At 64.9% G+C, this 13217-nt stretch carries 10 protein-coding genes; 5 read left to right on the top strand and 5 right to left on the bottom strand.

The features are described from left to right. Positions 1 to 56: 56 nt before the first annotated feature. The 3 genes from AC0MRV_RS04980 to AC0MRV_RS04970 all read right to left on the bottom strand — a co-directional run bounded on the left by AC0MRV_RS04980 (position 57) and on the right by AC0MRV_RS04970 (position 3497). Positions 57 to 2012, bottom strand: a complete 1956-nt coding sequence (locus AC0MRV_RS04980) for a methyl-accepting chemotaxis protein (protein ID WP_472763330.1) — start codon at positions 2010 to 2012, stop codon at positions 57 to 59. Between the two features lie 162 nt (positions 2013 to 2174). After that, positions 2175 to 3215, bottom strand: a complete 1041-nt coding sequence (locus AC0MRV_RS04975; RefSeq protein WP_472763329.1) for a purine nucleoside permease — start codon at positions 3213 to 3215, stop codon at positions 2175 to 2177. 42 nt (positions 3216 to 3257) lie between these two features. Next, complete coding sequence (locus AC0MRV_RS04970; RefSeq protein WP_472763328.1) at positions 3258 to 3497, bottom strand: hypothetical protein; 240 nt, start codon at positions 3495 to 3497, stop codon at positions 3258 to 3260. Between the two features lie 172 nt (positions 3498 to 3669). Between AC0MRV_RS04970 and AC0MRV_RS04965 the strand changes: the two genes are divergently transcribed. The 4 genes from AC0MRV_RS04965 (at position 3670) to AC0MRV_RS04950 (ending at position 10259) form a co-directional block, all read left to right on the top strand. After that, positions 3670 to 4254 (top strand): ECF-type sigma factor, encoded by a 585-nt coding sequence (locus tag AC0MRV_RS04965; RefSeq protein ID WP_472763327.1) that lies wholly within the window; start codon positions 3670 to 3672, stop codon positions 4252 to 4254. Positions 4255 to 4333: 79 nt separating this feature from the next. Then, positions 4334 to 7285, top strand: a complete 2952-nt coding sequence (locus AC0MRV_RS04960) for a serine/threonine-protein kinase (protein ID WP_472763326.1) — start codon at positions 4334 to 4336, stop codon at positions 7283 to 7285. A 51-nt stretch (positions 7286 to 7336) separates the two neighbouring features. After that, complete coding sequence (locus AC0MRV_RS04955) at positions 7337 to 7792, top strand: hypothetical protein (protein WP_472763325.1); 456 nt, start codon at positions 7337 to 7339, stop codon at positions 7790 to 7792. A gap of 31 nt (positions 7793 to 7823) precedes the next feature. Further along, on the top strand, positions 7824 to 10259 hold the full coding sequence (locus AC0MRV_RS04950; RefSeq protein WP_472763324.1) for a family 78 glycoside hydrolase catalytic domain: 2436 nt from the start codon (positions 7824 to 7826) through the stop codon (positions 10257 to 10259). 27 nt (positions 10260 to 10286) lie between these two features. On the opposite strand, the gene AC0MRV_RS04945 is transcribed toward AC0MRV_RS04950, so the two are convergent. Next, entirely contained in the window at positions 10287 to 11114 is an 828-nt protein-coding gene (locus AC0MRV_RS04945) for a sulfurtransferase (protein ID WP_472763323.1), read from the bottom strand. A 92-nt stretch (positions 11115 to 11206) separates the two neighbouring features. On the opposite strand from AC0MRV_RS04945, the gene AC0MRV_RS04940 reads away from it, so the two are divergent. Next, positions 11207 to 11722 carry a YchJ family protein gene (locus AC0MRV_RS04940; RefSeq protein ID WP_472763322.1) on the top strand — a complete coding sequence of 172 codons (516 nt, stop codon included), beginning with the start codon at positions 11207 to 11209 and terminating at the stop codon, positions 11720 to 11722. Between the two features lie 41 nt (positions 11723 to 11763). Here the strand turns inward: AC0MRV_RS04940 and AC0MRV_RS04935 are convergent, their stop codons facing one another. Next, the gene (locus AC0MRV_RS04935) at positions 11764 to 13167 is read right to left on the bottom strand and encodes an MFS transporter (RefSeq protein ID WP_472763321.1); all 1404 of its coding nucleotides are present in this window, start codon (positions 13165 to 13167) and stop codon (positions 11764 to 11766) included. Positions 13168 to 13217 lie beyond the last annotated feature (50 nt).

Raw genomic sequence — 13217 nt, 5'->3', positions numbered from 1 at the left:
AAAAGCGCGACCCTTCAACGGGTCGCGCTTTTTGCATCCGAGTTGTCCGGGAGCCTTCAGTTCATCGCTTCGAAGAACACTTCGTCGCGCGAACCATCCGTCGGGCCGGCAATCGCCGCGACCTTGGGCTTCGCCGGCGAGCCCACGGGTCGGGCAACGGCCGCAGTGGTCGACCGGACGGCGGGCGCATCGTCGTATTCGGCCATTTTCATGCCGACAAGATCGGCCAGCAGGTGGGCGGCGCCGCGAAGTTCGGCCGACTGGGCGTTGAGCTCTTCGGCCGCGCTGGCGGTTTCCTCGGCGTTGGCCGCGCCGGTCTGGGTGACGCTGTCCATCTGCGTGATGGCCTGGCTCACCTGATCGAGCCCGGTCGTCTGTTCGGCCGAAGCGTTGGACACTTCAACCACCAGTCCATCGACCTCGCGCACGCGGGTCACGATATCCTGAAGGGCGGCCACCACCCGACTGGAAAGGTCAACGCCCTGGTGGCTGCGCTTCATCGCATCGTCGATCTTTTCGGCCGTGTCGCGAGCGGCGGCCGCGGAACGATGCGCCAGGGCCCGCACCTCATCGGCGACGACTGCAAAACCTGCACCGGCCTCGCCGGCCCGGGCGGCTTCGACCGCGGCGTTGAGCGCGAGGATGTTGGTTTGGAACGCAATCTCGTCGATGGTCTTGATGATGCGGCCGATTTCCTCGGAGGACTGCTGGATGGCCTGCATGGCCGCTTCCAGGCGTTCCATCTCCTCCACCCCGGTCTCCGCCGACTGCCGGGCAATGTTGGCGACCTCCTTACTGGAAGCCGCATGGTCACGGTTGCGCCGGGTCATGCTCACCAGTTCCTCCACCGAGGAGCTGATCTCCTCCAGCGACGCGGCCTGCTCGCTGGCGCCTTCGGCGAGGGTCTGGCTTGAGCCGGAGACCTGGGTCGCCGCCGTCGCCACCTGCATCGCGCCTTGATTGATCGAGCCGGCAATGGATGTCACCAAACGATTGATACTGCGCACCGTGAACCACGCCAATCCCACGCCCACCAAGCCCGCCAGCAACGCGCCGGCGATCGAGCTCGTCGCAACGGCGTTGAGGCCGAACGCCGTCGAGTCGGCATACTCCTTGGTGCGTTCGAGCGAACGCGTCATCACCGCCGCCGTGACGTCGTCAAACCGATCGGCCGACTTGGTGCGCCGCACTTCGAGTTCGGCGATCTTCCGGTTTAGCGCAATGATCTCGAGAACCCCGTCCCGGTAGCCCGTGATCGACTGCCGCACATCGGCAAGTTCCTGACGGTCGACCGCGAGATGGGTGACCTTGTCCAGTTCGTCACACTTGCGAATGATCGCATCAAAGGTGGGCAGCGCGGCTTCGAGAACTCCGGTATCGCGCAAAACCTGCCCCTTATAATTGGCCACCCGCACCTCGTTCCCCAGCTGAAGGATCTCCTTCGCCAAATTCAGTTTTTCGTGGCGTTCCACCAGCGCGGCCTCGTCGGCGCCGTCCGCAATCTCCCGCTTAAAAACCTCACTTTGGTTGGCGCTGAAGTCGGAGACCGAACTGACAAAAACCTGCGCGGTTTCATCCAGGGTCTGCCGAACACCGGCCAGCTTCTCCTGCGTCTCCTGCGTCTCCGCGATGCCCACCTCATAATCTTCGAGCGCCGATTGCGCGTCGACCACCGCCTGTGCCAAGGCCGTAAGCTCCGGATGCGCCTGCACCAGTTGGTTGGCATTCTTCATGTCATTCGAGAGCTCCGCCAGCCCGGCCCTCGCCGTCTCCATGTAGGCGGCGTTACCCGTGAGTCCGTAGGAACGCACCGCCCGGCTCATCACCGCCGCGTGCTCGCTGAGCTCCGACGCGATCGTGACCTGCGGCACGATCGCTTCCGAGAGGAAGGACGCTCCCGAAGCCGAGGTATACATCCGCCAGACTGCCACAGACCCGAGGGCTCCGCAGAGTGTTAACAAGAGGGCATAGCCGAAGCCGATGCGTTGCGCGAGAGTGCGGGGACTTTTCATGACTGCGTTGAGTGCGCCCTCTCTTTCGTCACGGCTTGAGCTCGTTCGTAGCCCGTTTTTTTTGGGAAAAATACCCACGCAATTCTTGCGCTTGCACCGAACAACCCGCGCTTGGGGCCGCGACCTGACGCAAGCCCGCCAGGACGCGCCGCTTTGCGACGTCTACGGTCCCGGATAACGCCCCGCGACGAGAGCATCGACCACTCGGTTCGCCACAAGATATGCGGACATTTTGGCCGGCGTCCCTCCGGCCGGATAGGGCGCGGTCGTGCTCCAACCGGCATCCTTGCCCGGAGGAGGCATCGAAAAGTTGCTCGCGGTCCGCAGGACCAACACGCGCTGCGGGTCGACCAGATTGGTCTGAGCCAGGCGATGCAGCGCGGTCAGCGTGCCATTGTCTTCCATGTTGCTCATGACGAAGTTGGCCGCGCCGTCGGTGTGCAGTTTCATCCAGTCGTTCGCCCAGGCATTGAGCAGGGCGCCGTGCCAGTAGGTGCTCGAACCAAGTGAGTCCCCAATGAGCACAAAGGGCGGACGGGCCGCCGCCGGAAACTCCTCCGCAAACTGCGCCCGAAATGCAGCCAGCTCGGGGTCGTCGGGCAGGACCACGTCTTTGGTGATTGAATACGCCCACTCCACCAGCTCCGCGTTCAACTCAAAGGCGATGGTTTCGACGGTCCATCCGTCTTCCAAGGTGTTGGGTTCGTGCGCGCCCAGAGCGACGAACCCGTAGGGCCAGTCGGCCGGAATCTCCCGACCATCAATTTCATAAGCAAGGTCACCGTCGACCACCCACTTGGCCCAAGCGGCCGAACCCAGCGAGCAGTCGTTCGGATCCGCCCCCGCAATCCCCGCGATGACCCAATAGGCCTCGCGCAGGTCAAAGCGTTGATCGAGTCCCAAGGCCATGATCGTCGCCGTCGCGTTGGTCACCCCGCCGCCCGTGCAAATGAGCAACACGCCATCCTCCCGCCAATAACCGGCGCGATGACCCAGCGGAAAGGTGACTTTCTCGTCGAAGCCCCCCCGCTCCACCCAAGTCTGCAGTTCGCCGAGACCATCGCCCGTGTCCTCGCCGATCTCATACATCGTGACGACAACCACCTTCACCTCCTTCATGGCCAACGCAGAAGCGCTCGCCGCGAGTGCGGCCGCAAACCCCAAGCTCAACCCCTTCAGCCAGCGCCCAAGTGTTCGTTTCATGCCCGCCAACCAAGCAGGCGGCGTGCAAGTGCTCCAACGAAATCAAGCCACCGTCGACGCGCCCGCGCGCTCGTCCCGTGCCCGCCACGCCAGGGCGGCCTCCACCATTCCCGCCAAACGCCGCTGGCGCTCCAGGTCGCCATCGCAAAGGTGGCCCAACAGCAACGCCCGCACCGCGTGGTCGGCTTCCATCAATACACGCAACAACTGGTCGTCATTGCGCTCCGTGGCTGACGCCAAAGGGGCGGAATGCGTCGAGAAGGGGGATGAGGTGAGGTGCATCGAGTGATGTATGCGGACTCACGAACCCAAAGGGGTCATTCGGACCCGTTTTAAACTTCCCAATGGGGGTATTATTCCCGCCTCCGCCCCTGACCACGTGCCCCCGGATTCCACCGACCAAAAACCTCCCCGCGCTTGCACCAAATCAGCCCGCCCCGAAGACTTGGCGCAAATGGGTGACGTTACGCTCTTGCTGGCGCAGATCGAATCCGGGGCCCCCGAGGCCCAGGAGCAACTCATGCCGCTCGTCTACGACGAACTGCGGCGCATTGCCTCGAGCAAACTTTCCCGCGAGTCAGCCAACATCACCCTGCAGCCCACCGCCCTCGTCCACGAGGCTTGGCTGCGCCTCGGCGGCGACGACCAGGCCGCATGGCAAAACCGCCGCCATTTTCTGGGAGCCGCGGCCGAAGCCATGCGCCGCATCCTCATCGACCGGGCCCGGCGGCGGCAGACGACGCGACGCGGCGGCGACATGGTCCGCGTGGAACTGCCCGACGACGTCACGGACGACACCCTGCAAAACGACCAGCGTCTGCTCGCCCTGAGCGAATCGCTGGAACGCCTGCGCCAGGTCGACGAAGCCAAATACGAGCTCGTGCGTCTGCGCTACTTCGCCGGCCTCACCCTCGAACAGGCGGCCGACACGCTCGGCGTTTCCCTCGCCACCGCCAAGCGCTGGTGGGCCTTCGCCCGGGTGTGGCTCCTGCGCGACATGACGGCGGAGGCCGGCGGCGATTCGCCAGCCACACCGTGATGCCCCCGCCTTCCCCGCGGCCCTTTTTGCCCCGACCGTGAGCCAAACGGCTCACAAATCGCGCCATCATTGAGCGGAGTTGAACGACCCCCGGATAGAACTCGAGGAAACCCTCTTCATCGCCGCGCTCGAACTGCCCGTCGACGAGCGCGAGGCCTTCTTGCGCACCCACTGCGAGGGCGATGCCGACCTGCTTAAGAGCGTGCGCATGTTGCTCACCCTGCACAGCACCGAAGATGACATCGAATCGGTCGTGCATGACCGCCTCAACGAAGAGTTGCACGAGGTCGCGACGGGCAAAGGCGACCAGGAACTGGTTGGCGCGCAGCTCGGACCCTACCATATTCTGGAGTGCCTCGGCGCCGGCGGGACCGGCGTCGTGTATCGGGCGCGCCAGGACGAACCCATCCGCCGCGAAGTCGCAATCAAAGCCATCAAACCCGGCATGGACACCCGCGAGGTCCTGCTGCGCTTCGCGGCCGAGCGTCAGACCCTCGCCCTCATGGATCACCCGGGCATTGCGCGCGTCATCGACGCCGGCGCGACCGATCTCGGCCGGCCCTATTTTGTCATGGAGCTGGTGGAGGGTGAGCCGATCCACCATTTCTGCCGTCGTCACCAGCTCGGGTTGCGTGCCCGGCTCGAGCTCTTCCGCGAGGTCTGCCACGCCGTCGAACACGCGCACCGCCGCGGTATCATTCACCGCGACCTCAAACCCTCCAACATCCTCATCGGCGGCGAAGCCGACGCCCCCCGTTGCAAGGTCATCGACTTTGGCATCGCCAAGGCCATGGCCGCCCGGGCGCCGGAAGACGGCGACCTCACCCGCCAGTCGGAGTTCATCGGCACGCCCGCCTACATGAGTCCCGAGCAAGCCGCCGGCGAACTCGACCTCGATACCCGCAGCGATGGCTACAGCCTCGGCGCTGTGCTGCACACACTGCTGGTCGGTGTCCCACCGCTGCCGGACGAGGTGCGCACGCTCAACGAGATCGCCCAGCTCCATCACCGCCTGCGCGACGGCCCCGCGTCGCGCCCGAGCGCGGCCTTTGCGCAGCGCGACGCCACCGCCCAAGCCGAGCACGCCACCACCGCCGGCGCCACATCCGCCGCCTGGTCCCAGGCGCTGCGCGGTGAACTGGATTGGATTGTGCAACGCTGCCTCGATCCCGACCGCGAGCGGCGCTACCCCACCGTCGGCGACCTCGCCGAAGATCTGCGCCGACATCTCGACGACGAACCCGTCGCAGCCGTCGCGCCCAGTCGGCTCTACCTTTTCGGCAAATCCCTCCGCCGCCACCGCTACGCCTACCTCTCCACCGCGATCGTCGCGGCCGCTTTGGTCGCCGCGACCATCGTCAGCCAGACCCAGGCCCGTCGCGCGCTGCGCGCCGAGCAACACGCCGCCGCCGAAGCCGCCACCAGTCGCGCCGTCGTGGAATTTCTGCGACAGGACGTGCTCGCCCAGGCTTCGCCCGACGCACAGCCGGATCGGGACATGAAGATCATCACCGCCCTCGAAAACGCCGCGACACATATCGAGGACGGACGCTTCGCCGGCCAACCGCTCGTCGAGGCCGATGTGCGCTTCACCATCGCCCAATCGCTGCACGATCTCGGTGCCTACGAAACCGCTCACGACCACTACGATCGCGCCTGGCAACTGCGCCGCGACCAGCTGGGAGCGGACGCCCGGCCGACGCTCGTGGCGCAGGAAGCCCTGCTGACGAATCTCCTGTCGCTGGGCCGCTACGACGAGGCCGAAGCGGCAATGGGCGCGGATTACCTTGCCCGCCTCGAAAACGTGCTCGGCGTCGACGATACCCTCGTCCTCGAGGCCACCGGCCGGGTTGGCCTCATGCGCCGCCTGCAAAGTCGTTTTGACGAAGCTTTTCCTCTGCTGCGCAAAGCCGCCTCCCGGCTCGAAGCCAAACTCGGCCGCCTCAACCCGGCCACCCTCCGCGCCCTGAGCGAACTCGCCGCCTGCCTTGGCATGACCCACCAATACGTGGAGGCCGAGAACCTGCAAAAGGACCTCATCGCGCGCCAGACCGAGGTTTACGGCCCCGAGCATCCCGCCACCCTGCGCACCCGCCAAAGTCTCGCCAACAACTACAACCGCCAGATCCGCAGCGACGAGGCCCTCGCGCTCTACCAGGATATCTATCGGATCCGCCGGCGCGTGCAGGGAGAGCACCATCCGGATACGCTCGGCACGCTGCAAAACATGGGCTCGGCCTACTCCCGCCAATTCCGCCTGGACGAAGCGGTCGACGCCTTCACCCGGGCCCGCGCAGGCTACGCTTCGACCCTCGGCCCGGACCACCCGAACACCCTGCTGATCCTCTTCAACCTCGGCAACGTGCTCGGCGACCTGAATCGCCGCGACGAGGCCGTCGCCGTGCTGCGCGAATGCATCGAACGCGCCTCGCGCACCCTCGGCCCCGACCACTACCGCACGACCGACGCCATGACGGTGCTCGCGCAAAACCTCGGACGATTGGGCCGACGCGACGAAGCCGCCGCGATCTTTGAAAAAGCGCTCACCTCCCGCCGCGCCCAGTTCGGCGAACGCAGCCCGCGCGTCTTCGTCACCGCATTGCTCTACAGCGAGTTGCTCAACGAAATGGACCGCGGCGCCGAAGCCGTGCCCATCATGGAACGCACCCTGGCGGGCAGCGTGGAGGTCAACGGCCGCGATTCCATCAACACCGCCTACATGGCCGGGCAACTCATGCGCGCCCACCTCTTGACGGGCAACCCCACTGCCGCCGCCGAGGTCGGCCACCGTTTTCTCGACGAGTTGCTCGCCCGCTACCCCGACCGCCACATCATGGCGCTTTATCAGTATTGGCTCGCCCGCGCCGAAGCCGGGGCCGGACACCCGGAGATCGCGCGGCAATTGGTTGACGCCGGCACCGCGCTCTATGCCGCGCAGGAGGCAAAGATCCCCGAGGCCGACCGCGCGGCGTTCGCCACCGCCCGCGCCGCCGCCCTTGAGGCGATCGCAAAGAAATCGCCGGCACAGTGAGCCGATCGCGCGAGCAACCACGCATCATGAGGCACGCGATCCGTGCTCCTCATGTCGTCCTCTGCCTCCACGTTCCCGTCCACCTCCTCCCCGCCACCATCCGCTCACTCCGCGCCACACCAGCAAACCGCCTGGGTCCTCCGCGGCGACTCTCCCACGCCCGCTGCGACCAAAACTTCTCCTGACTGGGTGGCGGATTGTTACTGTGCCGTCCACGACGTCGATCCGGCGGATTTCATCGAACACTTGTTCCGCCGTTCGCTCTACCCGCATGCCCGCCTGCTCCGGCCGGTCATCGAAGCACTTCACCCCGGCGCATTCCATCTGGATCGCGAGTTCATCGCGGCACTCGCCCATTTGCGTTCCCGCCGGGATTTCCCCCTCGAAGCCAACGATTTCTTCGACCAAAGCCGCCGGGAACGACGCTGGCGTCATCGGCTCCGCCTGCGGGTATCCGCCGAACGCGCCCGCCGGGTAATCTGGAATCTCACGCGGGAGAAGGATTGAGCGCGGTCGCGGGATCGCGTGAACTGACGGCATGCCCCGCCCCCCCTTCTTCGGCGCGCTGCGGTGCGCGCTGCTCCTTGCCTGCGCGCTCCCCTCCGTTTCCGCTCAAACCGTAAAGTCGGCCGCGCCCGCCCAACGCTGGTTGGAAAAGCAGTGGGTCGCGCAATGGATCGCCCCGGCTGGCGCCCCGGCGCGCGGCTACGGCGTGTATCACTTTCGCAAGCACATCGCGCTCGACGCCGAGCCCGATCGTTTTGTCGTCCACGTTTCGGCCGACAACCGCTACCGCCTCTTCGTCAACGGCACGCCCATCCACATCGGTCCCGCGCGCGGTGACCTCAAACACTGGCGCTTCGATTCACTGGACATCGGCCCCTTCCTGCGCGCCGGCGACAACGTCATTGCCGCTCAGGTCTGGAATTTCGCCGAACACGCCCCGGTCGCTCAGCTCACCGACCAAACCGCCTTCATCCTGCAGGGGGACGGCGACCTCGAAGCAATCGCCAATACCGACGCTTCGTGGACCTCTTTCACCAATCCCGCCTACCAGCCGATCGGCGACATGGGCAGTCGCCTCTGGACCTACATCGTCGTCGGACCGGGTGACGAAGTGGACGCTGCCCGTTATCCGTGGGATTGGTCCGACCCCGCCTACGACGACGAAACCTGGACTCCCGCCCGCCCCCTGCGGCCCGGCCGCCCACGCGGAATCGGCACCGACGGCATCTGGCTGCTGGTGCCCCGGGAGATTCCGCTCATGGAGTCAAATCTCCTGCGCCTGGCCACCGTGCGTCGCAGCTCCGGAGCGGACGTCCCAGCCGGGTTTGTGCGCGGCACCGCCCCCGCCACCGTGCCCCCCAACACGCACGCCACCATCCTGCTCGACCAAGCGGAACACACCACGGGCTATCCCGAACTTCAGGTGAGTGGCGGCGCCGGCAGCACGGTCAAGTTGACCTACGCCGAATCCCTCTACGAGGGCGACGGCACACCCGCTTCCAAGCTCAAGGGCAACCGCGACGCGATCGAGGGGAAACACATCCTGGGCTTCTTCGACCTATTCCACCCGGACGGCGCCGACGATCGCGTGTTCCGCCCCTTGCGCTGGCGCACCTGGCGCTACCTGCAGATCGATATCACGACCGCCGATGAGCCGCTGGAATTGGCTGACCTCACGGCCGAATTCACTGCCTATCCTTTGATCGAGAAAGCACGGTTCGTCAGTCCCGCCGCGGAGCTCAAACAGATCTGGAACATCGCCTGGCGCACGCTACGCACCGGGACCCACGACATCTTTACCGACAGCTCCTACTACGAGCAGCTGAGCTACGTCGGCGACACCCGCATCGAAGCCTTGGTCAGCGTGGTGGTTGGCGGCGACGACCGGCTGATGCGCAAGGCCATCTTCGCCTTCGACGAGAGCCGCAACCCGAACGGGCTCACCTCCTCGCGCTGGCCCGATTCCCGGCACCAAATCATCCCGCCCTATTCACTGGTCTGGATCAGCATGGTGCATGACTACTGGATGCTCCGCGACGACGAGGACTTCGTGCGCGCGCGCCTCCCCGGTGTCAGAGAAGTGCTGCGCTACTACGCGGAACACTCCGATCCGACCACCGGCGTCTACACCGGCCGCAGGTGGTGGAACTACATCGACTGGATTCCAGGCTGGGGCCGCGATCCGGTGACGGGACTGGGGGGCGTGCCGCCGCGGGACGCCGATGGGGCCTCGGCCATCCTCGACCTCCACCATGTCTACACGCTGCAACAGGCCGCCGAACTTTTTGCCGCATTCGGGTTGGCGGATGAGGCACGCACCTATGTCGAACGGGCGGCAAACATTCGTCGCCACGTTCTGGATACATGCTGGAACGCGAACCGCGGTTTGGTGGCCGACACACCCGCGCAGCAGACCTACAGCCAGCACGCCAACACCTACCTCATTCTCACCGCGCCACCGGAGGAAAAGGCTCAAATGTCCGCTGTCGCCAAGCGGATGTTGCGCGACACAGATCTCGCACCGGCGACCTTCTACTTCAGTTTTTACACCCACGCGGCGCTCGTGCGCGCCGGCTTCGGCGATCGCTATCTCGACTGGCTCGAGCCATGGCGCGACGTTTTGGCCATGGGGCTTACCACGGTGCCGGAAACGCCGGCACCGGACTCGCGTTCCGACGCCCACGCCTGGGGATCCCACCCGATGCTCGGCCTGCTCAACACGGTGCTCGGCATCCAGCCCGCCGAACCCGGATTCAAGTCGGTGCGCATCGCTCCGCACCTCGGCAAGTTACCCCGCGCCGAAGGGTCGCTGCCCCACCCACTCGGCGACATCGCGGTCAAACTGCTCGCGACGCCTGAGGGTGGCATCGAGGCCGTCGTCACCCTGCCCGACGATCTCAGTGGCACCTTCGAATGGCGCGGCCAAACCGTGCCCCTCACCGCCGGCACCCAAAACCTCAGCTTGTAGCCGCGAGCGTGAGCGAGTGGTCGTCGGTTACTCCGCCCCGGTCGCCACCGGACGCGTCGGGTCCGCCACCCACTCGCTCCATGAGCCCGCGTAAAGCCGTGAGCCGCCCAGTCCGGCCAGCTCCATCGCCAACAGGTTCACGCAGGCCGTGATGCCGGAGCCACATTGATGAATGACCTCGGCCGGATCACGACCGGCCAAAACCCCCTGCCACGCGGCCCGCAGCTCATCCGGCGCCCGAAACGTGAGGTCGGCGTTCAGGTTCAGATTGTAGCAATGATTGACCGCCCCGGGTATGTGCCCCGCCACCGGATCCAAGGGCTCCACTTCGCCGCGGTATCGCTCAGGCGCCCGCGCATCGACCACCAAACCGGCGCCGGCCTGCACCGTTGCCGCGTCCACCCATCGCGTATCGTCGGGCCACGGCGTGAGATTGCCCGGTATCCCGACGGGGATGACGGTCTCCAAGGGGCGCGACTCCGCATTCCACTTTTGCCAGCCCCCATCGAGCACGGCGACCTGCGGATGCCCGATCCATCGGGCCATCCACCACAGGCGCGCGGCATACTGGCCGCCGACCTGATCGTAGGCGACGATCGTGGACTGCGCGGTCACTCCGGCGGCGGCGAGAAACACCGCGAACGCATGCGGCGAAGGCAAGGGATGACGACCGTTGCGGCCATCGGGCGGGATGGACAAGTCCGTGTCCACGCCAGCGAAGCGAGCGCCCGGCACATGCCCGGCCTCATACCACGCCCGACCCGCCTCGGGTTGACCCAAGTCATGGCGGCAGTCGAAGACGACGACGTTGGGATCCGACAAACGCTGGGCGAGGGACGCGGTGCTGATGAGCATGATCACGATCTGAGTCGGAACTCCGTCACCGAACAACACATTCCCCGCAACAAGCTCGCCAAACGTCGGTGTGGGCTCCAATCCTGCGCGCCATGAGCGAATCGTCCGCCGTCAAACCTCCCGTTCTCTCCCCCGCCGATCCCTGCCCCTGCTGCTCGGGCAAGGCCTACGCCGAGTGTTGCGAGCCTGTGATCCAAGGCACCCGGCCGGCCGCGACCGCCGAGGAGACCATGCGCTCCCGCTACACGGCGCACGTGACGCACGACTTTCGCTACCTCCATCGCACCTACGCGGAGAGCAAGGACACGCCGTTCGATGAAGCCGAATACGGGATCGACATCAAGTGGACCAAACTCGAGGTGCACAGCCACGAACCCGAAGTGCGTCCCGACGTTTCGCACGTTGATTTCTCCGCGCACTTCGAGGAGCGCGGACAAAAGGGGGTGATGCACGAGAAGTCGGAATTCAAGCGCATCGACGGCGAGTGGATCTTCACCCGCCCGCTGCGCGAGGGACCTGCTCCCGTGATCAATACCGCCAAGGTCGGCCGCAACGACCCCTGCCCCTGCGGCTCCGGCAAAAAATACAAAAAATGCTGCGGCGCCTGAGCAACCGCAGCATCTGAGTTAAGTCGGGGTTAACGAGCGGATCAGCCCGCCGCCTCGGCGGCTTTGCGCTCGGCCAGAGCCGTCTCAATCTCCGCCATCTTCTTCGCATCAAGCGGATAGGCCCAGATCGCCCACGCCTTGATGAGCGCGAAAACCGCGGGAATAACCGAGAACATCAGCGTAATGCCGAGGATGGAACGCTCGGTTTGCACCTCATTGGCAACGAAACCGAAATAGGCCAACAGGGCACCGGCGAGCGACCCAGCGATCATGCTACCCGTCTTCAATGAGAAAAGCTGAGCCGAGTGAACCAGACCGGTCGAGCGGCGACCAAACTTGTATTCACCGTAGGCAGCCACGTCTCCATACATCGACCAGATGATCGCCGCCGTCGGACCATAAACGAAGGTGCCGATCGTGTTGACCGCGATCATGAGACCGAACTGATCGGCCGGGATGAAAAAGAAGGCCAGAACACTCAAAGCCGTGATCAAGCAAAGCACGACGGCCAAAGGCTTCTTATCGTAGTTACCCAGGAAGAGTCCGACACAGAGAATACCCGCGACATTGGATAGCTTGGCCGCCCCCAGAAACAACGAGGCTTGGTCGAAAATCCACCAATACTTCTCATCGCTCACTCCGACGACGTATTTGAAATACTGAATCGTGACCGAGTCGCGGAGCACCAGAAAAGTGGTCGAGGCCACCGCGCCGTAGAAGAGGATCACCCAAGGCTTGTTCTTGAGCAGTTCGCCCAGCTCTTCCTTGAGATTGTGCTGCTGGTTTGCCGGCGGCTGCACCCGCTCCCGAGTCGTGAGGAACGTGACCAGGAAGAGTGCCACCGAGGCCACCGCGAAGATCGCCATGGCGTGCTGGAACCCCTTCACCTCGTCGCCCGCGCCCAGGGCCTCCACCATCGGCCGCACAAACAGAGAGATCAGAAAACCACCGCCAAAGGCGCAGGCAAAACGGAAACTCGAGGCCACCGTCCGCGCTTTGGAAGACGGACTGAGCACGCCCATGAGTGAACAATAGGGGACGTTGATCGCGGTGTAGATCAGCATCATGGCCGAGTAGGTCACGTAGGCGTAAATGAGCTTGGATGCCCCCTCGAGATCAGGATTGGCGAAGATCAGGTATCCGCAAATTCCATACGGGATGGCCATCCACAGCAGGTAGGGGCGGTATTTGCCCCAACGCGTCTTGGTGCGGTCCGCGATCGCGCCCATCGCCGGATCGGTGAAGGCGTCGATCAGTCGCGTCAGGAAGAACATCGTGCCCGCCGCCGCCGGCTCGATGCCGAACACATCGGTATAGTAATACAGCAGAAAGATGCCGAAGGTCTGGAAGAAGAAGTTCGACGCCATGTCGCCCAGGCCGAAGCCGAGGTTCTCCTTAAACGACAAGCGATCGCCCTTCGCGGACGCAGATGGGGTTTGGGGCATGGCGCGACCGTAGGGCTCGACCGGAGACGAACAAGCGCGAAAGCGCCCAA

The organism is Actomonas spartinae (genome assembly GCF_051209155.1).
GTDB lineage: Bacteria > Verrucomicrobiota > Verrucomicrobiia > Opitutales > Opitutaceae > Actomonas.
Note: the sequence above shows the minus strand (reverse complement) of the source record. Positions and strands in the feature narration are given on the sequence as shown.